Below are 24,212 nucleotides of genomic sequence, written 5' to 3'. Positions count from 1 at the left end.
TCACGTCAGGCGGCGCCGCGTACACGGAAAGGAGTTATTCCTTCTCGCGGTCCCCATTACGGTGAGAACAAGGAGAAAAGTACCAGTGCGAGGGAACCGAAAGAACAACAAGCGATCGAAACCACCAGGGGTCAGGCGGGGACTACGCGGCGCTTCGCGGGTCGCGGTCGGCGTCATGGCTCTCCTGACCGGCCTGGGGGTCGCCTCGGCCGAGCCGGTCGCCGCACACGAGGCCCCCACCGTCCTCGTCTTCTCCAAGACCGCCGGGTTCCGGCACGACTCCATCCCCGCCGGCATCGCGGCCATCCAGTCGCTCGGCGCGGACAACGGCTTCGCCGTCGAGGCGACCGAGGACGCGGGCGCGTTCACCGCCGCGAACCTGGCCCACTACTCCGCCGTGGTGTTCCTGTCCACCACCGGCGACGTGCTCAACGCCGAGCAGCAGACGGCGTTCGAGAACTACATCAACTCGGGCGGCGGCTACGCCGGCGTGCATGCCGCGGCCGACACCGAGTACGACTGGCCCTGGTACGGCCAGCTCGTGGGCGCGTGGTTCAAGTCCCACCCGCAGATCCAGCAGGCCACCGTGAACGTCGAGGCCCACGACCACCCGTCCACCGCCTCGCTTCCGGACGCCTGGACGCGCACCGACGAGTGGTACAACTACCGGACCAACCCGCGGACCGCGGTGAAGGTCCTGGCCTCGCTCAACGAGAGCAGCTACGCCCCGGGCGGGGACGCCATGGGCGACCACCCGATCGCCTGGTGCCACACCCAGGAACAGGGCCGGTCCTGGTACACCGGCGGCGGTCACACGATCGCGTCCTACAGCGAGCCGGCGTTCCTCGCCCACCTCGCGGGCGGCATCAGGTACGCGGCCGGCATCGAGCAGGCCGACTGCACGCCGAACACCGCCGTGCCGGGCGACCCGCCGGTCGACGCGGACTTCGACCAGATCACGCTGGCGAAGGGCGAGGCGAGCACCGGCGAGCCGATCGCGCTGGCCGTGCTGCCCGACCGCGGCGTGCTCCACACCTCGCGCGACGGCCGGGTGTACCTGACCACCGCGGAGGCCAACACCACGCTCGCCGGCCGGATCCCCGTCTACAACCACGACGAGGACGGCTTGCAAGGGGTGGCGATCGACCCGAACTTCGCCACCAACCGCTGGGTCTACTTCTACTACGCGCCACCGCTGAACACCCCCGCCGGTGACGCGCCGGAGAACGGCACCGCGGCGGACTTCGCGCCGTTCAAGGGCCACAACCAGCTCTCCCGGTTCACGCTGACCGCCGAGGGCACGATCGACCTGGCCAGCGAGAAGCAGATCATGCAGGTCGGGACCGATCGCGGCATCTGCTGCCACGCGGGCGGCGAGATCGACTTCGACGGGGCCGGCAACCTGGTGCTGTCCACCGGCGACGACACCAACCCGTTCGCCTCGGACGGCTTCACCCCGATCGACGAGCGGCCCGACCGCAACCCGGCGTTCGACGCGCGGCGCTCCTCGGCCAACACGAACGACCTGCGGGGCAAGGTCCTGCGGATCCACCCGGAGGCCGACGGCAGCTACACGGTCCCGAGCGGGAACATGTTCGCGCCGGGCACCGCGAAGACCCGCCCGGAGATCTACGCGATGGGCTTCCGCAACCCGTTCCGGTTCGCCGTGGACAAGGCGACCGGCTGGATCTACCTCGGCGACTACGGTCCGGACGCGGGTGCCGCGAACCCGGCCCGCGGCCCGGGCGGCTCGGTGGAGTTCAACCTGATCAAGGGGCCGGGCAACTACGGCTGGCCGTTGTGCGTCGGCGACAACGTGCCCTACGTCGACTACGACTTCGCCACCGGCACCTCGGGTGCGGCGTTCGACTGTGCCGCGCCGAAGAACGAGAGCCCGTACAACACCGGCCTGGTCGACCTGCCCCCGGTGCAGCCGGCCTGGATCCCCTACGACGGCGGGTCGGTGCCCGAGTTCGGCACCGGCAGCGAGTCCCCGATGGGGGGCCCGGTCTACCACTTCGACCCGAACCTCGCCTCCCCGACGAAGTTCCCGCAGTTCTTCGACGGCAAGAACTTCGCCTACGAGTGGGGCCGCGGCTGGATCAAGACCATCGACGTCGGGCCCAACGGCGAGCGGGGTGCGATCAACCCGTTCTTCGACTCGATGACGCTGTCCTGGCCGATGAACATCGAGTTCGGCCCGGACGGCTCGCTGTACGTGCTGGACTACGGCGACACGTGGTTCGGCGGCTCGGCCGCCTCGGCGGTCTACCGGATCGACTACACCAAGGGGAACCGCACCCCGCAGGTGTCGCTCAAGGCGGACAAGACGTCGGGCCCGGCGCCGCTGACCGTCCGGTTCGACCCGGCCGGCACGACCGACCCGGACGGCGGTGACCTCACCTACGCGTGGGACTTCAACGGTGACGGCACCACCGACTCCACCGAGGAGAACCCGGTCTCCCACACCTACGACCAGCCCGGCCAGTACACCGCGCACCTGGCGGTCACCGACCCGTCCGGGCTCACCGGCGCGGCGAGCGTGGTGGTCACCGCGGGCAACACGGCGCCGACGGTGACGATGGAGACGCCCGCGAACGGCGGCTTCTTCGCCTTCGGTGACACGGTGCCGTTCAAGGTCACGGTGACCGACCCCGAGGACGGCACGGTCGACTGCTCGAAGGTGACCGTGGAGTACATCCTCGGCCACGACAGCCACGGGCACCCGCTGTCGCGCACGACCGGCTGCGAGGGCGTGATCGCGACGCCGGCGGACGAGGGCCACGGCCTCGACGCCAACGTGTTCGGCATCGTCAACGTCAGCTACACCGACACCGGCGCACCGGGCGCGCCCGCGCTGACCGGCTCGGCGGAGAGCGTGCTGCAGCCCAAGCTGAAGCAGGCCGAGTTCTTCACCCAGAGCAACGGGATCCAGGTCGTCGACGCGGCCGGGGCCAGCGGCGGCAAGCGGGTCGGCTACATCGACAACGGTGACTGGATCAAGTTCGACCCGGTCAACCTGACCGGCGTCGACGCGATCGGCTACCGGATCTCCTCCGGTGCCGGCGGCGGCACGATCACCGTGCACAAGAACGCCGTCGACGGCCCGGTGGTGCAGACCGTGCAGGTGCCGGGCACCGGCGGCTGGGACACCTACGCCGACCTCGCGCCGGCGCCGATCACCGACCCGGGTGGCACCGGTCCGCTGTACCTGGTGTTCTCAGGCGGGTTCGACGTGGACAACGTCCAGGTGCAGGGCGCGGGCGTCGTCGGTGGCGGCGGCCCGGCCCAGTGCCAGCCGTTCACGCCGGACCAGGGCTACCGCGCCCTGTTCGACGGCACGGCGGCGAGCCTGGCGAACTGGCGGCACTCCGGGCCGGGCAGCTTCGAGCTCGGGAGCGACTGCACGATCAAGTCGCTCGGCGGCCTCGGGCTGCTGTCGTACAACGAGGAGTTCAACGCCTACAGCCTGAAGCTGGACTGGAAGGTCGCCGGCGACGACAACTCCGGCGTGTTCGTGGGCTACCCGGACCCGGGCACCGACCCGTGGGTCGGGGTCAACCAGGGCTACGAGGTCCAGATCGACGCCACGGACGCGGCCGACCGGACCACCGGTGCGATCTACTCGTTCCAGTCCGCGGACCTCGCGGCCCGGGACGCGGCGCTCAAGGCGCCGGGCCAGTGGAACGCCTACGAGATCGTGGTGCGGGGGCAGACCATCAAGGTCTACCTCAACGGGACGCTGGTCAACGACTTCACCAGCACCGACCCGGCCCGCGACCTCACCCAGGGGTTCGTCGGCATCCAGAACCACGGCGACGGTGACGACGTCTTCTTCCGCAACATCCAGATCCAGGAGATCGCGGACGAGACGGCACCGGTCACCACCGCCACCTTCGCCCCGCCGGGCGCGGGCGGCTGGCACCCGGGCACGGTCCCGGTCCAGCTGACGGCGACCGACGCCGGCCAGGGTGTCGACCGGATCGAGTACAGCCTGGACGGCGGCGCCTTCACGCCGTACACCACCACGGTGACGGTGACCGGCGACGGCGAGCACACCATGCTGTACCGGGCCAGGGACAAGGCCGGGAACGTGGAGTCCGACAAGGCCGCCACGATCAAGATCGACGGCACCCGGCCCACGCTGATGGTGGCCGGGGTGGCCGACGGGCGGGTCTACGGCGACGCCACCGACCTGGTGCTGTCCTGGCACGCCGAGGACGCCACGTCCGGGCTGGCCACGGTGACCGGCGCGCTGGACGGTGAGACGATCACCTCCGGCCGGCCGTTCGCGCTCTACCAGCTGCCGCTCGGCACGCACGGGTTCGCGGTGTCGGCCACCGACGTGGCCGGGAACACCACCAGCCAGGCGATGACCTTCATGACGACGACGTCCATGCGGGACATCGGCCAGCTGCTGGACCGCTTCCGGGCGACCAACCGGCTGTCCCAGTCGGCGCACAAGCAGCTGTCCTCGCTGCTCACCAAGGCCCGCAAGGCCGAGGCGAACGGCAACGACAAGAAGGCGGTGCGCTACCTGGGCACGTTCGTCCAGCTCGCCACCGACGACACGCTCGTCGGTGACGCGGACGTGCGGACGGTCCTGGAGCGGGACGCCAACGCGGTGATCGATTCCATCCAAGGGGTCGCTGTGTTACCCCAGGCGGTGAACGCTCGGTGAGCCGCCGGCGAGAACTGACCGGGTGAGAACGTCCGGTGGGTTGGCGGCGCAGCGTAGCGTCCGCCAACCCGCCGGAGTCACCCGAACTGCTGGGAAAGGGGTCCGCACATGGCAGCAAACGAGCCGACCGGTTTATGGCTGGTCGGAGCGCGTGGGTCGGTGGCGACCACCGCGGTGACCGGTCTGCTGGCGCTGCGCGCCGGGCTGATCGAGCCGACCGGGTGCGTCACCGAGCGTTCGCCGTTCACCGACCTCGGCCTGGTCTCCTGGGAGAACCTGGTCGTCGGCGGCCACGACGTGGTGTGCACGCCGCTGGACAAACGGGCCGAGCAGCTGGCGGACTCGGGGCTGGTGCCCCACCGCGTGCTCACCGCGACGGCCGCCGGCCTGCGTGCCACGGACGCCGAGATCCGCGACGGCTACCACCCCGGCACGCACTCGGGCTCGCTCGCCGCCGCGGCGGCCCGGCTCGCCGCGGACATCGCCGACTTCCGCGACCGGCACCGCCTCGCGCGGGTCGTGGTCGTCAACGTGTCGTCCACCGAGCCGCCGGTCCCGCACATCCCCGAGCACGACTCGCTGGACCTGCTGCGGTCCGCTGTGGACGATCCCACCCGGACGGTGCTGCCGCCGAGCTCGCTGTCGGCCTACGCGGCGCTGCTGGCCGGGTGCCCGTTCGTGGACTTCACGCCGTCGCCCGGCATCCGGCTGCCGGCCCTGCACGAGCTCGCCCTCGAGCGGGGCCTGCCCTACGCGGGCTCGGACGGCAAGACCGGCGAGACCCTGCTGCGCACGGTGCTGGCGCCGATGTTCACCGCCCGCGCGCTGCGCGTTCGCTCGTGGGCCGGCACGAACCTGCTGGGTGGCGGCGACGGCGCCAACCTCGCCGACCCCACGCAGGCCCGCGGCAAGCTGGAGTCGAAGGCGCGTGGCCTGGCCGCGCTGCTGGGCGACGAGGTCACCGCGCCGCTGCACATCGACAACGTGCCGGACCTGGGCGAGCAGAAGACGGCGTGGGACCACGTGTCGTTCGAGGGCTTCCTCGGCGCGCGGATGAGCCTGCAACTGACGTGGACGGGCCTGGACTCGGCACTGGCGGCGCCGCTGGTGCTGGACCTGGCCCGGCTGACGGCGGCAGCGCACGCGGCGGGAGCGAAGGGCCCGCTGGGTGCGCTGGCGTTCTTCTTCAAGGACCCCGTCGGCAGCGACGAGCACCGCTTCGCCGAGCAGACCGCGATGCTCACCGAGTGGGCCACCGGTCTGGCGGGGGGCGACCGGCCGGGGCAGGGGTCATGAGGTCGCTGGTGCAACTCGTCCGGGCGCCGGCCGCGCTCACGGTCCTGGGCGACACGGTCGCCGGGGCCGCGGCGGCGGGCAAACCCATGCGGGGCAGGCGGTTGCTGCTCCCGCTGTCCTCGGCGGCGTTCTACTGGTCCGGCATGGCGCTCAACGACTGGGCCGACCGCGAGCTCGACGCGGTGGAGCGCCCCGAGCGGCCCATCCCGTCCGGGCGGATCACCCCGGCCGGCGCGCTCGCCGTGGCCGGCGGGCTGACCGCGGCCGGGCTCGGCCTGGCCGCCGCCGGGGGCGGCCGGGACGCGGTGCGGGTCGCCGTCCCGCTCGCGGCCGCGGTGTGGGCCTACGACACCGTCCTCAAGTCCACTGTGGCCGGTCCGCTGGGGATGGCCGCCTGCCGCGCGCTCGACGTCCTGCTGGGGGCCGGCGCGGAGAGCACCCGGCAGGCCCTGCCGGCGGCCGTCGCGGTCGGCGGGCACACGCTCGGCGTCACCGCCCTGTCCCGCGGCGAGGTGCACGGCGCCTCCCCGGCCACCGCCGCGACCGCGCTCGCCGGCACCGCGCTGACCACGATGACCGCGATCGGCGGCCGGTCGAGCTCGACCCGGCACCGGCTCGGCGCGCTCGCCGCCGCCGCCCTCTACTCCGCCACCGTCGGCGGCGCCCAGTACGCCGCGCGGCAGGACCCGTCCGCCGCGACGGTCCGGCGCGCCACGATGGCCGGCATCCACGGCATGGTCCCGCTCCAGGCCGCGCTCGCCGCGCGCCGCGGGTCGCTGCTCGGCGCGCTCGCCGTCGCCGCCGCGCTGCCGGTGGCCAGGGCGCTGTCGAAGAAGGTGAGTCCGACATGACCGCCTTGCAGCCCGGCTACCACCTCGGCTACGGCACCAACGGGTTCGCCAACCACCGGCTCGACGACGCGCTGCGGGTGATCGCCGACCTCGGCTACACCTCCGTCGCGCTCACCCTCGACCACTGCCACCTCGACCCGTTCGCCGCCGACGTGACCCGGCAGACCGAGCAGGTCGCGGGCCTGCTGCACCGGCTCGGGCTGCGTTGCGTGGTCGAGACCGGCGCGCGCTACCTGCTGGACCCGTGCCGCAAGCACCACCCCACGCTGGTGTGCGACGAGCCCGAGCGGCGCATCGACTTCCTCAACCGGGCGGTGCGGATCGCCGCCGACCTGAACGCGGACTGCGTCTCGTTCTGGTCGGGCATCCGACCGTCCACAGTAGACGCCGACACGGCGTGGCGGCGCATGCGCACGGGGGTGTCGAAGGTGCTGGCCGAGGCCGGCGCGCTGGGTGTGCGGCTCGGGCTGGAGCCGGAACCCGGCATGTTCGTCGAGCACCTGTCCGACGCGCTGCGGCTCCGCGAGGAGCTGGGCGCGCCGGAGCTGCTCGGCATCACGTTGGACGTCGGCCACTGCGTCGCGGTGGAGCCGGTGGACGCGGCGACCTGCATTCGCCGCGCCGCCGACCTGCTCGTGAACGTGCAGCTGGACGACATGCGCCCCGGGGTCCACGAGCACCTTGAGTTCGGCGAGGGCGAGCTCAACCTGCCCGCGACCCTGGCGGCGCTGGCGGAGGTGGGCTACGCCGGCGTCGCGGCGGTCGAGCTGCCACGGCACAGCCACGCGGCGCCGGACGTGGCCGCCCGGGCGATCGGCGCGCTGCGTGCCGCACTCGGCCCGGCGGCCCCGAAGCCCGGCAACGACGGCGACCTGGAGTGGGTGAGGAAGGTGGACCATCCCTGGCTGGTGGAGGCCGAAGCACGGGTCCGCACCGACCCCGCGGCGATCCGCACGCTCTTCCCGGCGGTGGGTCGCAAGGTGGGCCGGGGTGCGCTCCGCGCCGAGTCCGACCCGCAGGGCCTGGTCTACGGCACCGTCGACGACCTCGCCCGCACCCGCCTGCTGGCCGTGCTCGCCGAGGTGCTCGACGGCGCCACGCTCGCCGGCGAGGTGGCCGAGCTCTACCGCTACGGCGACGACGCCGAGCGCAGGGGTGTGCTGCGCGGCCTGGTCGCGCTGCCGGACACGGCCGTCCCGACCGGGCTCGACGTCGTGAAGGACGCCTTGCGCGCCAACGACATCCGGCTCGTCGCCGCCGCGATGGGGGAGTTCGCCGCGCGGAACCTGGACGCGCACACCTGGCGCCACGGCGTGCTGAAGTGCCTGTTCGTCGGCGTGCCGCTGGCCGCCGTCGTCGATCTCAACCGGCGCACCGACGCCGAGCTGCTGCGCATGGTCGCCGACTACGCGCAGGAGCGCCGGGCCGCCGGCCGGGACGTGCCCGCGGACGCCGTGACCCTGCTGGAGGCTCAGTCGTGAGGATCTTCGACCCGCACATCCACATGACCTCGCGGACCACCGACGACTACGAGGCGATGTTCGCGGCGGGGGTGCGTGCGCTCGTCGAGCCGGCGTTCTGGCTGGGCCAGCCGCGGACCAGCGTCGCGTCGTTCACCGACTACTTCGACAGCCTCATCGGGTGGGAGCGGTTCCGCGCCGCGCAGTTCGGCATCCGCCACCACTGCACGATCGCGCTCAACCCCAAGGAGGCCAACGACCCGCGCTGCGCCGAGGTGCTCGAGGTCTTACCCCGCTACCTCGCCAAGGACGGCGTGGTCGCGGTCGGCGAGGTGGGCTACGACTCGATGACGCCGGAGGAGGACGAGGTGTTCTCCCGGCAGCTGGCGATGGCGGTCGAGCACGAGCTGCCCGCGCTGGTGCACACCCCGCACCGGGACAAGCTCGCCGGGACCAGGCGCACGATCGACGTCGTGCGCGACTCCGGCATCGACCCGGGCCGGGTCGTCGTCGACCACCTCAACGAGCCGACGGTCGGCGTGGTCGCGGACTCCGGCTGCTGGATGGGCTTCTCCATCTACCCGGACACCAAGATGGACGAGAAGCGGATGGTCGCGATCCTGCAGGAGTACGGCACCGACCGGATGATCGTCAACTCGGCCGCGGACTGGGGCCGCTCGGACCCGCTGAAGACCTACAAGACCGGCCTCGCCATGCTCGACGCCGGCTTCACCGAGTCCGATGTGGACAAGGTGCTGTGGCAGAACCCGGTGGCGTTCTACGGGCAGAGCGACCGGCTGGTGCTCGACGAGCTGCCCGGCTTCGCCTCCTCCGGCGAGACGTTCGCCGGCAACTCGGTGCTGCGTGGCGGCGGCAGCACATGACGCCGCTTTCCTACTGCACCAACGTGCATCCGGCCGAGGACCTGGCCGGGGTGCTCGCGCAGCTCGACCGCTACGCCGAGCCGGTGCGCCGGCTGGTCGGCGTGGACGTGCTCGGCCTCGGCCTGTGGCTCTCCGCCGAGGTCGCCGCGGGCCTGGCCGCCGACCCGGTGTCGCGCCGCGGGCTGCGGGCCGAGCTCGACGCGCGCGGGCTCGAGGTCTACACGCTCAACGCGTTCCCCTACGGCGGCTTCCACGACGACGTCGTCAAGCACGCCGTCTACCGGCCACAGTGGACAGACCCGCGGCGGCTCCGGTACACGCTGGACTGCGCCACCGTGCTCGCCGACCTGCTGCCGGACTCGGCGAGCTACGGCAGCATCTCCACGCTGCCGCTGGCCTGGCGCACGCCCTGGGACGGCGCCGACGACGACGCGGCGGCCGCCGCGCTCACCGAGCTCACCGGCGTGCTCGACGGCATGGCCCGCGGGACCGGCCGGCCCATCCGGCTGGCCGTGGAGCCCGAGCCCGGCTGCGTGCTCGACTCGGTCGCCGACGCGGTGGCCTGGCTCGCGCCCCGGGTCGACCCGCGCTACGTGGGGCTGTGCCTGGACACCTGCCACCTGGCGGTGTCCTTCGCCGACCCGGCGCGGACCGTCGCCGACGTCTACGCCGCGGGCCTGTCCGTGGTGAAGGTGCAGGCCTCGGCCGCGCTGCAGGTCGACGAGCCGGGCACCGAGGCGGCCCGGCTCGCGCTCGCCGACTTCACCGAGCCGCGCTACCTGCACCAGGTGCGCGAGCGGGCCGGCACGGACGTGTTCGCCGACGACGTGCTCGGCGCCGACGACATCCCGCAGGCGCTGGTGGAGCTGCCGGCGCGGCGCGCCTGGCGGGTGCACTTCCACGTGCCGCTGCACGCGCGGCCGGCGGCCCCCCTGTCGGCCACCACCGACGTGCTGCGCGCCGCGATCGCCGCCCTGGAGTCCACAGTGGACGGTCCGCTGCCGCACGTCGAGGTCGAGACGTACACGTGGAGCGTCCTGCCGGAGACCGCCGGCAACGGCGGGGACACCGCGTTGATCAGGGGGATCGCCGCGGAGCTCCGCTGGGCGGCGGCCCAGCTGTTCGTTCCGAAAGAGAGGGCGAACCATTCTGCACTGTGAGCGGGAGCGACGGAGCGTTCGCCGTCTGGACTGACGAGCGCGCGCAGGCGCGTCAGCGCCGAGCACGTGAGGAGGGAAGACGGCGAGTAGCGGAGGAGCGAAGCGAACAGTTCAACACAGGAGCGTTCGCCGTCTGGACGCGTGAGCGGGAGCGCCGGAGCGTTGGCCGCCTGGACCGTGAGCGGGAGTGACGGAGCGTTCGCCGTCTGGACGGAGGAGAAGCGCAGGCGCGCCAGCGCCGAGCATCGCATGGAGGAAGACGGCGAGTAGCGGAGGAGCGGAGCGAACCATTCAACACTGAGTAGCGCAGGAGCGAAGCGAACAATTCAGCACCGAGTAGCGGAGGAGAGGAGCGAACCATGAACACGGCCCCCCAGCTGGTGGTGCTCGACGTCGTCGGGATGACGCCGAAGTTGTTGCGGCACATGCCGAACCTGGCCGCGCTCGCGCGGAGCGGCTGGCAGGCCGAGCTCGGCACCGTGCTGCCCGCGGTGACGTGCAGTGTCCAGTCCACGTTCCTCACCGGCGAGCTGCCGGCCCGGCACGGCATCGTCGGCAACGGCTGGTACTTCCGCGACGTCGGCGAGGTGCACCTGTGGCGCCAGCACAACAAGCTGGTGCTCGGGGACAAGCTGTGGGAGACCGCCCGCGCGGCCAACCCCGACCACACCGCGGCCAACATCTGCTGGTGGTACGCGATGGGCGCGAGCACCGACATCACCGTGACGCCGCGGCCGATCTACCACGCCGACGGCCGCAAGTCGCCGGACGCCTACGTCCGCCCGCCGAGCCTGCACGACGAGCTGACCGGCGCGCTCGGCGAGTTCCCGCTGTTCCAGTACTGGGGCCCGACCGCCACGATCGCCTCCAGCGAGTGGATCATCGGCGCCGCCCGCAAGGTGCTCGTCGAGCATCACCCGAACCTGCTGCTGGTCTACGTCCCGCACCTGGACTACGACCTGCAGCGGTTCGGCCCGGACTCGCCCGAGGCGGTGCGCGCGGCCGGCCAGGTCGACGCCGCGCTCGCCCCGCTGCTCGCCGCCTCGCGGGACGCCGGCGCCACCGTGGTCGCGCTGTCCGAGTACGGCATCACCGACGTGTCCAGGCCGGTCGACATCAACCGGCTGCTGCGGGCCGAGGGGCTGCTGGAGGTCTACACCCAGGCCGGCATGGAGTACCTCGACCCGTGGACGTCGCGGGCGTTCGCGGTGGCCGACCACCAGGTGGCACACGTCTACGTCGCGGACGCGGCGGACCTCCCGCGGGTGCGCGACCTGCTCAGCGGGCTCGCCGGCGTGGACGAGGTGCTCGGCCGGGAGGCGCAGGCCCGCTACGGCATCGACCACGAGCGGGCGGGTGAGCTGGTCGTGGTCGCCGAGCCGGACGCGTGGTTCACCTACTACTACTGGCTCGACGACGCGCGCGCGCCGGACTTCGCGCGGGGCGTGGAGATCCACCGCAAGCCCGGCTACGACCCGGCCGAGCTGTTCTTTAACCCGGCCGACAGGCTCGTGAAGGCCAAGGCGGGGCTCAACCTGGTGCGCAAGAAGGTGGGCCTGCGGTACGCGATGAACGTGGTGCCGCTGGACCCCTCCTACGTGCGCGGCTCGCACGGCCGGCTCCCCGCGAGCGCCGAGGACGGGCCGGTGCTGCTGTGCTCGGTGCCCAATGGATCTGAGATGGCCGAGCCGGCCGGCAAGCTCGCCGCCACCGATGTCCGTGATCTTCTGTTGCGGTTGCAGGGCATTGACCTACCGTCCGTTTCGCAGGAAGGAATCCGACGATGAGTCGACCAGTCACGTTGTTCACCGGCCAGTGGGCCGACCTCCCGTTCGAGGAGGTGTGCAAGCTCGCCGCGCAGTGGGGTTACGACGGGCTGGAGATCGCCTGTTCCGGCGATCACTTCGAGGTGGACCGGGCGGTCAACGAGGACGACTACGTCTCGAAGAAGCTCGAGCAGCTGGCCTCGCACGGCCTGAAGGTGTGGACGATCTCCAACCACCTGGTGGGCCAGGCCGTGTGCGACGACCCGATCGACGAGCGGCACAAGAACATCCTCCCCGCCCGGATCTGGGGCGACGGCGAGCCCGAGGGTGTGCGGCAGCGCGCGGCCGAGGAGATGAAGGACACCGCGCGGGCCGCCGCCAAGCTCGGGGTGTCCACAGTGGTCGGCTTCACCGGGTCGAAGATCTGGAAGTACGTGGCCATGTTCCCGCCGGTGTCCCAGGACGTCATCGACGACGGCTACGCCGACTTCGCCCGCCGGTGGAACCCGATCCTCGACGTGTTCGACGCCGTGGGCGTGCGGTTCGCGCACGAGGTGCACCCGTCGGAGATCGCCTACGACTACTGGACCACCAAGAAGACGCTCGCCGCGGTGGACGACCGGGAGGCGTTCGGCCTCAACTGGGACCCGTCGCACTTCATCTGGCAGGACCTCGACCCGGTCGGCTTCATCCTCGACTTCGCCGACCGGATCTACCACGTCGACTGCAAGGACACGAAGAAGCGGTTCGACGGCCGCAACGGGCGGATGGGCAGCCACCTGGCGTGGGCCGACCCGCGCCGCGGCTGGGACTTCGTCTCCACCGGGCACGGCGACGTGCCGTGGGAGGAGTCGTTCCGCGCGCTCAACGCGATCGGCTACGACGGGCCGATCTCGGTGGAGTGGGAGGACGCCGGCATGGACCGGCTGCGCGGCGCCGAGGAGGCCGTGACCTTCATCCGCAACCACCTCTTCGACAAGCCGGAGGCCGCGTTCGACGCCGCCTTCTCCACAAAGGACTGAGTCGACCCTGCACACGTTCCAACCGACCCTGCACACATTCCAACGGAGGGATCTGTCATGGCCGTTTCCAGAAGGGCGATGCTGCGAGGCGCAGCCGGTGTCGCGTTCGCGGCGGGCGCGATGAGCGCGCTGCCGGGCGTGGCGAGCGCCGGTGGCGACCACCGGGTGCTGCGGGTGCCCAAGGACAAGATCAGCATCCAGCTGTACACCCTGCGCTCGATCCTGGAGACCGACCTGGAGGACACGCTGTCGGCGCTGGCCGACATCGGCTACCGCAAGGTGGAGCTCGCCGGCACCTACGGGCGCGGCGCCGCCGAGTTCCGCGGGCTCCTCGACCGCAACCACCTCAGGGCGAGCTCGTCGCACGTCGGCATCGACGGTGACCTCGACCAGGCCGTCGCGGACGCGAAGACCCTGGGCAACCGGCGGATCGACGTGCCGTGGGCGAAGTTCGACACGATCGCGGAGTGGGAGGCGTTCACCGCCCGCCTCGACGCGGCCGGCCAGGTCTACCGGCGGGCGGGCCTCGGGTTCGGCTACCACAACCACAACCACGAGTTCGCGCCGATCGACGGGGTGCGCCCGTACGATGTGATCACCCGGGGCACCTCGCGCCGCAACGTCAGCCTGGAGATGGACCTGTACTGGGTCGTCACCGGCGGCGAGGACCCGGTCCGGGTCTTCTACGCCAACGCGGGGCGGGTCAAGCAGTTCCACGTGAAGGACCGCGCGCCGGACGGCGGCTTCGCCGACCTGGGCGAGGGCGACATCGACTTCCGGCGGATCTTCCGGGCCACCCGGCCGCTCGAGGTCGAGGAGTACATCGTGGAGAACGACCAACCGGTCGACGCGCTCAAGTGTGCCAAGACCGGATACGACTACTTGGCCAACCTGCGGTTCTAGGCCGGGTTCGGCGGATCACTGGTGATCCGGCGGGCGGGTCCTAGGATCGGGTTGACGGAGGTGCTGACCATGCCGCTGGTTGCCGGTGTCGACTCGTCGACCCAGTCCTGCAAGGTCGTGGTGCGTGACGCGGAGACCGGGGCGCTGGTGCGCAGCGGGTCGGCACCGCATCCCGAGGGGACCGAGGTCGACCCTGCGGCGTGGTGGAACGCGCTGCGGCTGGCGGCCGAGCGGGCGGGTGGCGTCGACGACGTCGCCGCCATCTCGGTCGCCGGCCAGCAGCACGGCATGGTGTGCCTGTCCGAGACCGGCTCGGTGGTCCGGCCTGCGTTGCTGTGGAACGACACCCGCTCGGCGGACGCGGCCGTCGCGCTGATCGACGAGCTGGGCGGGGCGGCGGCGTGGGCGGACGCGGTCGGCGTGGTGCCGGTCGCGTCGGTCACCGTCACCAAGCTGCGCTGGCTCGCCGAGCACGAGCCGGAGTCGGTGGCCCGGACGGCGGCCGTGTGCCTGCCGCACGACTACCTCACCTGGCGCCTGCGCGGCGACGGCGACCTGGCCTCGCTCACCACCGACCGCGGCGACGCGTCCGGCACCGGCTACTACGCGGCGGCCACCGGCGCGTACCGGACGGATCTCCTCACGACGGCGCTCGGCAAGGAGGTCGTGCTGCCGACCGTGCTGGGCCCGTCGGACACGGCGGGCCGGGTCGCGGCCGGCGACGTCCGCCCGGGCTCGGGCCGGCCGGGCGCGGTGATCGGCGCGGGGACCGGGGACAACATGGCCGCCGCGCTCGGCGTCGGCGCCGAGCCGGGTGACGTGGTCGTGTCGATCGGGACGTCCGGCACGGCGTTCGCGGTGGCGGACAAGCCGAGCGCGGATCCGCTGGGCCTCGTCGCCGGGTTCGCCGACGCGACCGGGCGGTTCCTGCCGCTGGTGTGCACGCTGAACGCGGCCAGGGTGCTCGACGCGTCGGCCCGCATGCTCGGCGTGGACCACGAGCGGTTCGCCGAGCTGGCCCTGTCCGCGCCGCCGGGCGCCGACGGCCTCGTGCTCGTCCCGTACCTCGAGGGCGAGCGCACCCCGAACCTGCCGCTGGCCACCGGCGCGCTGCACGGCCTGCGCCTGGCCAACGCCACCCCCGCCCACCAGGCCCGCGCGGCGGTCGAGGGGATGCTCTGCGGCCTGGCCGACGCCCTCGACGCGCTGGTCGCCCAGGACGTGCGCACCGACCGCGTCCTCCTCATCGGCGGCGGCGCCCGCTCGGCCGCGGTACGCCGCATCGCGCCGACCGTGCTCGGCCGCCCGGTCCTGGTCCCGGAACCGGGCGAGTACGTGGCCGACGGCGCGGCCCGCCAGGCGGCCTGGGCGCTGACCGGCACGGACAACCCGCCGCGCTGGCGGCTGGGCTCGGTGGACCGCGTGGAGGGCGACCCGACCCCCGGCCTGCGGGAGCGCTACGCCGAGGCCCGGGACAAGATCCTTTCCCGCCCGTAGCGCGAGATCCTGCGGCGGTGCGTGATCGTCGTGGTGCGCCTGCTAGAACTGCTCCTACCCTCGGGCTGACCCGGCCTGGCCGATCCAAGGAGATCGCTTCGTGGACTTCGTCCGGCTGCTGCTGGTGTTCCTGCACCTGCTCGGTATGGCCATCCTCGTCGGCATGTTCCTCCTCTCCCGGCGCGCGGAGCCCGGCTCGCCGCTGAACGTCGGGTGGCTGCACGGCGCCGCGCTGCAGCTGGTCACCGGGCTCGCGCTGCAGCTGCTGGCCCCGCTCACCCACGCCCACTACATCAACGCCAAGCTGGGCATCAAGCTGCTGGTGCTGCTGGTGATCGCCGGCCTCGCGCTCACCTACGTGATCCGCCGCGTCCCCGCGCCCAAGTGGCTCACCCCGACGCTCGGCGGGCTGGTCGTGCTCAACGTCGGGCTCGCGGTCTTCTGGACCTGACGCTCGGTATCGTCGGGCCTACCCGTGGGTAGGGCTGCCCGCGAGGAGGGAGTGCGGGATGTCAGTGGGCCGCGAGTTCGACGTGGTTCTGTTCGGCGCGACGGGGTTCACGGGCGCGTTGACCGCCGAGTACCTCGCGGCCAACGCGCCCAACGGCTGCCGCTGGGCGGTCGCCGGGCGCAGCACGGCCAAGCTGGAGGCACTGCGCTCCCGGCTCGCCGGGATCAACCCGGCCTGTGCCGGCCTGGAGCTGCTGCGCGCCGACGTCACCGACCCCACCTCGCTGCGTGCGCTCGCGGCCCGCAGCCGCGTGGTCGTCAGCACCGTCGGCCCGTACCTCGCCTTCGGGGAGCCGCTCGTCGCCGCGTGCGCCGAGGAGGGCACCGACTACCTCGACCTCACCGGTGAGCCCGAGTTCGTCGACCGGATGTACCTCGGCTACCACGCCAGGGCGGTCGCCACCGGGGCGCGGCTCGTGCACTGCTGCGGGTTCGACTCCATCCCCGCCGACCTCGGCGTCTACTACACGGTGCAGCAGCTGCCCGAGGACGTGCCGATCACGGTCCAGGGGTACGTGTCCGCCTCCGCCTCCTGGTCCGCGGGCACGATGCACTCGGCGGTCACCGCGTTCTCCCGCGTCCGGAAGATGGCCTCGATCGCCGCCCAGCGCCGCCGGGTCGAGGGCCGGCCCAAGGGCCGGAAGGTGCACGGCGTCAAGGGCCTGCCCCGGCACGAGGAGATCGTCGGCTCGTGGGTGGTGCCGGCGCCGGTCATCGACCCGCAGGTGGTGCTGCGCTCGGCCAGGGCGCTGGACCGCTACGGCCCCGACTTCTCCTACGGGCACAACCTCGCGGTCCGCACGCTCCCGGCCGCGGCCGCCATCGTCGGCGGGGTCGGCGCGGCGGTGCTGGCGGCGCAGCTCCCGCCGGCCCGGCGCTGGCTGCTGGGCCGCATGGAGTCCGGCGACGGGCCCACCGCCGAGCAGCGGGAGAAGTCGTGGTTCCGCGTCCGCTTCGTCGCCGAGGGCGGTGGCCGCCGGGTGCTCACCGAGGTCAGCGGCGGCGACCCCGGCTACGGCGAGACGTCGAAGATGCTGGCCGAGTCGGCGCTGTCGCTGGCCTTCGACGACCTGCCGAAGACCGCCGGCCAGGTCACCACCGCGGTCGCCATGGGCAACCGGCTGATCGACCGGCTCAAGCGGGCCGGCCTCACCTTCCGCGTGGTCGACGAGCGCCCGAAGGTCTGACCCCGCGCCGCCGGCCCGCCTTCCGGGCAAGTAGGACGAATGGCCCTACCGGATCAGCTGACCGCACGTGAACGATCACGTTGCGTGTGCCTCGGGCCGAACGCGAAAACGATTGGGTCACGCGCGTCTACGTGACGGCAGCGCGGGCCGGGCCGCAGAGTACGGTCTCGCGAATAAGTTTGCGTTCGGTGTGTACCGGGCGTGAGAAGCCGGGAGGGAGAAAGCCTTGCGCTTCAAGCGGGGAGTCGCGGTCACCGCGATCGCACTGACCAGCGTGCTGTCCGTGGTCGGGTGTGCGAAGGATTCGGGATCCTCGAACAACTCGGGCGGGAACGGCGCCGCCCAGGGTTGCCAGACTGTGGACAAGCCGGCCGCCGCGACGGGGGGTTCGACCTCCAGTGCCACCGGCGCGACGATCGACGGCAGCAAGCTCAAGGTCGGGCTCGCCTTCGACATCGGCGGTCGCGGCGACGCTTCGTTCAACGACTCGGCTGCGGCCGGCCTCGACAAGGCCATCGCCGACATGGGCGTGAAGAAGGAGAACACCAAGGAGCTCACCGCCACCGACCAGGAGAGCGAGGACTCCAAGCAGACCCGGCTCCGCCAGCTCGCGTCCGAGGGCCGTAACCCGGTCGTCAGCGTCGGCTTCGCGTACTCCGAGGCGACCGCGGCCATCGCGCCGCAGTTCCCGAACACCCAGTTCGCCGTGGTGGACGGCTTCATCCCCGACGCCCCGAAGAACGTCACCTTCCTGGGCTTCGCCGAGCACGAGGGCTCGTTCCTGGTCGGCGTCATCGCCGCGCTCAAGAGCAAGAGCTGCACCATCGGCTTCGTCGGCGGCGTCAACGTGCCGCTGATCCAGAAGTTCCAGGCCGGCTTCGAGCAGGGCGTCAAGACCGTCGCGCCGGACGCCAAGGTGGTCACCAAGTACATCACCGAGGCCGGCGACCTCACCGGCTTCACCGACGCCCCCAAGGGCCAGGTGGCCGCGAAGGGCCTGATCGACCAGGGTGCCGACGTCGTCTACCACGCCGCCGGCGCGTCCGGTAAGGGCGTGTTCGCCGCGGCCAAGGAGGCCAACGTGATGGCCATCGGCGTCGACTCGGACCAGTACAACCAGAAGACCGTCGCCGAGTACAAGGACGTGATCATCTCGTCCATGCTCAAGCGGGTGGACGTCGCGGTGTACGACTACATCGCCGCGGTGGCCGGCAACGATCTCGCCAACCTGCCGAAGGTCTTCGACCTGAAGGTGGACGGCGTCGGCTACTCCACCTCCGGCGGCAAGATCGACGCCACCACCAAGGAGTGGGTCGAGTCGTACAAGCAGCAGATCATCAACGGGGACATCAAGGTCTCGGACACGCCGAACGGCAGCTGACCGGTCAGCGTGACGCCCGTGGGTGTGCGGCGGGACAGCCGCACACCCACGGGTCTTTGACGTGAGAAGGGGTGTCTTCGATGACCGGCAGCGATCCAGGCGCGCCACCCGCGGTCGAGCTGAGCGGCATCACCAAGCGGTTCCCCGGCGTGGTCGCCAACAGCGACGTGCACCTGACCGTGCGCGCCGGCGAGGTGCACGCGCTCTGCGGGGAGAACGGCGCCGGCAAGTCCACCCTGATGAAGATCCTCTACGGGATGCAGGCCCCCGACGAGGGCACCATCGGGGTCAACGGCGAGCTCGTGCGCTTCAAGTCGCCCGCAGACGCGATCAAGGCCGGCATCGGCATGGTGCACCAGCACTTCATGCTCGCCGACAACCTCACCGTGCTGGAGAACGTGGTCCTCGGCGCGGAGGCCATGTACGGCATCGGTCGCAAGGCCAGAGCCCGGGTCCGCGAGCTCGCGGGCGCCACGGGCCTCGACGTCGACCCGGACACGCTGGTCGAGCGGCTCGGCGTCGCCGACCGGCAGCGGGTGGAGATTCTCAAGGTCCTCTACCGCGGCGCGCGCATCGTCATCCTCGACGAGCCCACCGCGGTGCTCGTCCCGCAGGAGGTCGACGAGCTGTTCGACACCCTGCGCACCATGCGCGACGACGGCTACACGTTCCTGTTCATCTCGCACAAGCTCGACGAGGTGCGCGCGATCGCCGACACCGTCACGGTGATGCGCCGCGGCACCACCGTCGGCACCGTCGACCCGGCCACGGTCACCTCCCGCCAGCTCGCCGAGATGATGGTCGGCAGCGAGCTGCCCAGCCCGGAGACCCGCACCTCCACGGTCACCGACAAGGAGGTCCTGCTGATCGAGGGCCTCACCCTGCGTGCGCCGGACGGCCGGGCGCTGCTCGAGTCGCTCGACGTCGTGGTCCGCTCCGGCGAGGTGCTGGGCATCGCGGGGGTCGAGGGCAACGGGCAGACCGAGCTGGTCGAGACGATCATGGGCATGCGCAAGGCGGCCGCCGGCAAGATCTTCCTCGACGGCCGCGACCTGACCAGGTCCGGCACGCTCGCCCGGCGCGAGGCCGGCATCGGCTACATCCCCGAGGACCGCACCCGGCACGGGCTGCTGCTCACCCAGCCGCTGTGGGCCAACCGGATCCTCGGCCACCAGACCAGACCCCCGGTCGCGAACGGCATGCTGCTCGACCTCGCCGGCGCGCGGGCCGACACCCGGCGCATCGTCGAGGCCTTCGACGTGCGCACCCCCGGCATCGAGGTCGCCGCCGCGTCGTTGTCCGGCGGCAACCAGCAGAAGCTCGTGGTCGGCCGGGAGCTCTCCGGCGACCCGGTGCTGCTGATCGCCTCGCACCCGACCCGCGGCGTCGACGTCGGCGCGCAGGCCGCGATCTGGGACCACATCCGCGACGCGCGCGCCAACGGGCTCGCGGTGCTGCTGGTCTCCGCCGACCTCGACGAGCTGATCGGCCTGTCCGACTCCATCAAGGTCATGCTGCGCGGCAGGTTCGTCGCCGACGCCGACCCGGCCACCGTGACACCCGAGGACCTCGGCTCCGCGATGACCGGCGCCGGCGAGGTCGACGCCGAGGGCCAGCTCGTCACCGACCCCACCGCCGACCCGGTCGCACCCGGTGGCGCGGCCGTCGGTTCCTCCACCGAAGGAGAGAAGCTGTGACCGCCGACGTACTCATCTCCGCGGAGGCGGCGTCATGACGGCGAAGCTGCGCTCGTCGCTGCTGGCACCGGCGCTCGCGATCGCGTTCTCGGCGCTGCTGTGCGCGGTCGTGCTGCTGATCTCCGGGGCCAACCCGCTCGAGGCGCTCGGCGTGATGATCGGCCAGGTCGGCGAGGGCCAGGTCGCGGTCGACATCGTCAACAGCACGGCCATCTACATGCTGGCCGCGCTCGCCGCCGCCATCGGCTTCCAGATGAATCTGCTGAACATCGGCATCGAGGGCCAGTACCGGATCGGCGCGCTGGTCGCGGCGATCGTCGGCGGCGCGATCGTGCTGCCGGCGCCGCTGCACTGGATCGTCATCCTGATCGTCGCGATGATCGCCGGGTCGCTGTGGGCGCTGCTGCCGGCGATCCTCAAGGTGACCCGCGGGGTGCACGAGGTGCTCTCCACGATCATGATGAACGCGATCGCGTTCGGGCTCGCCGCCTACCTCATCCGGCGGGACCAGTTCGGCATCCTGATCGGCAACAACGTCTCCACCGAGCCGATCCCCGCGTCCGGCCAGGTGCCCGGCATCTCCTTCGGCGACCGGGGCACGGTGTTCGGCCTGGTCGTGCTGGCCGTCGTGGCCGCGGCCGTGTACGGCGTCGTGATGGACCGGACCCGGTTCGGCTTCGAGCTCAGGGCCTCGGGCCTGTCGCCGACCGCGGCGTCGGCCGGCGGGGTGAACGCCAAGAAGATGATCGTGGTGTCGCTGCTGGCCTCCGGCGCGGTCGCGGGCCTGGTCGGCATGCCGGAGATCCTCGGCCGTGACCACGCGTACACGCTGAACTTCGCCTCGGGCTACGGGTTCGCGGGCCTGGGCATCGCGCTGCTGGGCCGCAACCACCCGGTCGGCATCGCGTTCGGCTCGCTGCTGTGGGCGTTCCTCGAGAAGGCCAAGGTGGCGCTGGACAACGTCGGCGTGCCCCGCGAGATCGCGACGATCATGCAGGGCTCGATCGTGCTGTCGGTCGTGGTCGCCTACGAGATCGTCAAACGCGTCGAGCTCGCCGCCGAGCAGCGCAGAGTGGGCCGGGCCTTGGGCACGGCCGAGCCCGTCGGGCCCGTCGAGGCGGAGGGTGCCAAATGAGCGAGCTTGCGAGTGAATCATTGATACAGGGCGAGCTTGCGAGCGAATCAGTGTCACAGGGCGAGCTTGCGAGTGAATCGTTGATACAGGGCGACCGCGAGCGGCGACACGGAGCCTGCGAGGGGTCGTCATGAGCATGGTCGACGTGCAGCCTGGCTTGCCGGGCGCGCCGGGTGCGGCCGGCATGACGATGCCGGCGGCGCCGCGCCGGCGGGTGCTGCCCGGCTGGGCGATCTTCGCGATCGGCGTCGTGGGTGTGGTCGGCGTGCTCACCACCACGTCCTACCTCACCAACGAGCCCGCGCTGACCTCGTCCTCGACGATGCAGAACACGGTGACCCTCGGGCTGCCGATCCTGCTGTGTGGTCTCGGCGGCATCTGGGCCGAGCGCTCGGGCATGATCAACATCGGGCTCGAGGGCATGATGATCCTCGGCACCTGGGGTGCGGCGTGGGGCGGCCTGCACGGCGGCCCGTGGGTCGCGGTGCTGTGCGGCGCGGTCCTCGGCGCGCTCGGCGGCCTGCTGCACGCGGTCGCCACGGTCACCTTCGGCGTCAACCACATCGTGTCCGGCGTCGCGATCAACCTGCTCGGCGCCGGCGTCACGAAGTACCTGTCGACGCTGATCTTCGAGCCGCTGTCGAGCAACCCGCGGGACTCGCCGCCGATCCAGCGGTTCGACACGTTCTCCGCGCAGCCGCTCGCCGACTGGCTGGGCGACCTGGAGAACCAGCAGCGCGCGGTGATCTCGGACGTGGCCGGGCTGGTGCGCGGCCTGGTGACGCGGGTGTCGCCGGTGCTGATCCTGGCGATCCTGCTGGTGATCGCGACGTACTTCGTGCTCTGGCACACCCGGTTCGGCCTGCGGCTGCGCTCGTGCGGGGAGAACCCGGTGGCCGCGGAGTCGCTGGGCGTCAACGTCTACCTGCACAAGTACGTCGCCGTGGTGGTGTCCGGCGCGCTCGCCGGCATCGGCGGCGCCGCGCTCGTGCTCGGCTCCAGCCCGGCCATCTACTCCGAGGGGCAGACCGCGAACCGCGGGTTCATCGGCCTCGCCGCGATGATCTTCGGCAACTGGCGGCCGGGCGGCACGCTCGCCGGCGCCGGCCTGTTCGGCTACGCGGACGGGCTGCGCCTGTCGTCGGGGCCGCAGACCGTGCACGCGTTGCTGTACGCGGCGGTGATCGCGGCCGGGGTGCTGGTGATCTGGCAGCTGGTCCGGCGGCGCTGGACGGTGGCCGCGCTGGCCGCGGTCGGCGCGGTCGCGGTGTACGCGCTGTACTACGCCACCGACGAGCTGCCGACGGAGTTCCTGCCGTACACGCCGCACATCATCACGCTGGTGGTGCTGGCCCTGGCCGCGCAGCGGCTGCGCCCGCCGGCCGCGGACGGGATGCCCTACCGGCGTGGTGAGGGCGACTAGCCTCTCCACTGTGGACGACACGGTGGACTGGGACAAGCTCCGCGAGGCCGCGATCGGTGCGGCCGCACAGGCCTACTGCCCGTACTCCGGGCTGCGGGTGGGCGCGGCCGCGCTGGTCGACGACGGCCGGCTCGTCGTCGGCTGCAACGTGGAGAACGCGTCGTACGGGCTGGGGCTCTGCGCCGAGTGCACGATGGCGGGTCAGCTGCGGCTCACCGGCGGTGGCCGGCTCACCGCGGTCGCGTGCCGCAGCGGCGCGGGTGAGCTGCTGATGCCGTGCGGGCGGTGCCGGCAGATCCTCTACGAGTTCGGCGGCCCGGAGTGCCTGCTGGACACGCCGGCCGGTCCCATGGTCATGCGGGACCTGCTGCCGCACGCGTTCGGCCCGGAAGACCTGCCGTGACGCCTGTTCCCGCGTTTTCGGCCGTCGACGTCATCCGCACCAAGCGCGACGGCGGCCGGCTGTCCGACGAGCAGATCGACTGGGTGGTCGACGCCTACACCCGCGGCGACGTCGCGGACGAGCAGATGTCGGCGCTCGCGATGGCGATCTTCCTGCGCGGCATGACGTCCGCGGAGACCGCCCGCTGGACCCGCGCGATGATCGACTCGGGCGAGCGGCTCTCCTGGCCGTCGGGCCGCCCCACGGTCGACAAGCATTCGACGGGTGGCGTCGGCGACAAGATCACCCTGCCGCTGGCGCCGCTGGTGGCCGCGTGCGGGGCGGCCGTGCCGCAGCTGTCCGGCCGCGGCCTCGGCCACACCGGCGGCACGCTGGACAAGCTGGAGTCGATCCCCGGGTGGCGTGCTTCGTTGTCGTCCGACGAGATCCGGTCGCAGCTCGCGTCGGTGGGCGCGGTGATCTGCGCGCCGACCGAGGGGCTCGCGCCCGCGGACCGGAAGCTGTACGCGCTCCGCGACGTCACGGCGACGGTGGAGTCCCTGCCCCTGATCGCGTCGTCGATCATGTCGAAGAAGATCGCCGAGGGCGCCGGCGCGCTCGTGCTCGACGTCAAGGTCGGCTCGGGCGCGTTCATGCCGGATCTCGAGTCGGGCCGGGCCCTCGCCGCCGCGATGGTGGCGATCGGCGTCGAGCACGGGCAGCGGGTGTCGGCGCTGATCACGGACATGTCGGCACCGCTGGGCCGGGCGGTCGGGAACGCCGTCGAGGTGGCGGAGTCGGTCGAGGTCCTGCAGGGCGGCGGGCCGGCCGATGTCGTCGCGCTGACTGTCGCGCTGGCGTCGGAGATGCTGTCGCTGGCGGGGGTCTCGGCGGACCCGGCCGCGGTCCTGGCGTCGGGCCAGGCGTACGAGACGTGGTGCGCGATGATCTCGGCGCAGGGCGGGGACCCTTCGGCG

Annotated in this window: 18 protein-coding genes; all 18 read left to right on the top strand. The window is 72.0% G+C overall.

The features are described 5' to 3' along the window. The first annotated feature begins 175 nt into the window (after positions 1-175). A complete protein-coding gene (locus VGD70_RS09325) occupies positions 176-4,681 on the top strand; it encodes a ThuA domain-containing protein (protein WP_331080137.1) in 4,506 nt (1,501 codons plus the stop codon). A gap of 108 nt (positions 4,682-4,789) precedes the next feature. After that, positions 4,790-5,977: an inositol-3-phosphate synthase gene (locus VGD70_RS09320; RefSeq protein WP_331080135.1), complete on the top strand. Its 1,188-nt coding sequence runs from the start codon at positions 4,790-4,792 to the stop codon at positions 5,975-5,977. Then, entirely contained in the window at positions 5,974-6,828 is an 855-nt protein-coding gene (locus VGD70_RS09315) for an SCO3242 family prenyltransferase (protein WP_331080133.1), read from the top strand. Before VGD70_RS09320 ends, VGD70_RS09315 begins: the two co-directional genes overlap by 4 nt. Beyond that, a complete protein-coding gene (locus tag VGD70_RS09310; RefSeq protein ID WP_331080131.1) occupies positions 6,825-8,309 on the top strand; it encodes an EboA domain-containing protein in 1,485 nt (494 codons plus the stop codon). Before VGD70_RS09315 ends, VGD70_RS09310 begins: the two co-directional genes overlap by 4 nt. After that, positions 8,306-9,172, top strand: a complete 867-nt coding sequence (locus VGD70_RS09305; RefSeq protein ID WP_331080129.1) for a TatD family hydrolase — start codon at positions 8,306-8,308, stop codon at positions 9,170-9,172. Before VGD70_RS09310 ends, VGD70_RS09305 begins: the two co-directional genes overlap by 4 nt. After that, positions 9,169-10,332 carry a metabolite traffic protein EboE gene (gene eboE / locus VGD70_RS09300; protein ID WP_331080127.1) on the top strand — a complete coding sequence of 388 codons (1,164 nt, stop codon included), beginning with the start codon at positions 9,169-9,171 and terminating at the stop codon, positions 10,330-10,332. The genes VGD70_RS09305 and eboE overlap by 4 nt, the downstream gene beginning before the upstream one ends. 359 nt (positions 10,333-10,691) lie before the next feature. Continuing rightward, positions 10,692-12,119, top strand: coding sequence for a nucleotide pyrophosphatase/phosphodiesterase family protein (locus VGD70_RS09295; RefSeq protein ID WP_331080125.1), 1,428 nt, complete (start codon positions 10,692-10,694; stop codon positions 12,117-12,119). Continuing rightward, positions 12,116-13,120 (top strand): sugar phosphate isomerase/epimerase family protein, encoded by a 1,005-nt coding sequence (locus tag VGD70_RS09290; protein WP_331080123.1) that lies wholly within the window; start codon positions 12,116-12,118, stop codon positions 13,118-13,120. The genes VGD70_RS09295 and VGD70_RS09290 overlap by 4 nt, the downstream gene beginning before the upstream one ends. 57 nt (positions 13,121-13,177) lie before the next feature. Then, positions 13,178-14,023 carry a sugar phosphate isomerase/epimerase gene (locus VGD70_RS09285; protein ID WP_331080121.1) on the top strand — a complete coding sequence of 282 codons (846 nt, stop codon included), beginning with the start codon at positions 13,178-13,180 and terminating at the stop codon, positions 14,021-14,023. 69 nt (positions 14,024-14,092) lie between these two features. After that, positions 14,093-15,520, top strand: coding sequence for a xylulokinase (gene xylB / locus VGD70_RS09280; protein ID WP_331080119.1), 1,428 nt, complete (start codon positions 14,093-14,095; stop codon positions 15,518-15,520). Between the two features lie 100 nt (positions 15,521-15,620). After that, positions 15,621-15,971 carry a hypothetical protein gene (locus VGD70_RS09275; protein WP_331080118.1) on the top strand — a complete coding sequence of 117 codons (351 nt, stop codon included), beginning with the start codon at positions 15,621-15,623 and terminating at the stop codon, positions 15,969-15,971. Between the two features lie 58 nt (positions 15,972-16,029). Further along, entirely contained in the window at positions 16,030-17,217 is a 1,188-nt protein-coding gene (locus tag VGD70_RS09270) for a saccharopine dehydrogenase family protein (protein ID WP_331080116.1), read from the top strand. A 226-nt stretch (positions 17,218-17,443) separates the two neighbouring features. After that, on the top strand, positions 17,444-18,598 hold the full coding sequence (locus VGD70_RS09265) for a BMP family ABC transporter substrate-binding protein (RefSeq protein ID WP_331080114.1): 1,155 nt from the start codon (positions 17,444-17,446) through the stop codon (positions 18,596-18,598). Positions 18,599-18,678: 80 nt separating this feature from the next. Continuing rightward, the gene (locus VGD70_RS09260) at positions 18,679-20,295 is read left to right on the top strand and encodes an ABC transporter ATP-binding protein (protein WP_331080112.1); all 1,617 of its coding nucleotides are present in this window, start codon (positions 18,679-18,681) and stop codon (positions 20,293-20,295) included. Positions 20,296-20,329: 34 nt separating this feature from the next. Beyond that, positions 20,330-21,430, top strand: a complete 1,101-nt coding sequence (locus VGD70_RS09255; protein ID WP_331080110.1) for an ABC transporter permease — start codon at positions 20,330-20,332, stop codon at positions 21,428-21,430. A gap of 130 nt (positions 21,431-21,560) precedes the next feature. After that, positions 21,561-22,853: an ABC transporter permease gene (locus VGD70_RS09250; protein ID WP_331080108.1), complete on the top strand. Its 1,293-nt coding sequence runs from the start codon at positions 21,561-21,563 to the stop codon at positions 22,851-22,853. After that, positions 22,837-23,256 carry a cytidine deaminase gene (locus tag VGD70_RS09245; RefSeq protein ID WP_331080107.1) on the top strand — a complete coding sequence of 140 codons (420 nt, stop codon included), beginning with the start codon at positions 22,837-22,839 and terminating at the stop codon, positions 23,254-23,256. The genes VGD70_RS09250 and VGD70_RS09245 overlap by 17 nt, the downstream gene beginning before the upstream one ends. Then, positions 23,253-24,212 (top strand): thymidine phosphorylase (locus VGD70_RS09240; protein WP_331080105.1); only part of this gene is annotated, 960 nt, incomplete at its 3' end. The genes VGD70_RS09245 and VGD70_RS09240, both read left to right, overlap by 4 nt.

The organism is Actinophytocola sp., assembly GCF_036402745.1.
Taxonomy (GTDB): domain Bacteria; phylum Actinomycetota; class Actinomycetes; order Mycobacteriales; family Pseudonocardiaceae; genus Actinophytocola.
The sequence above is the reverse complement of the archived record's forward strand: the minus strand, read 5'-3'. Positions and strand labels throughout refer to the sequence as shown.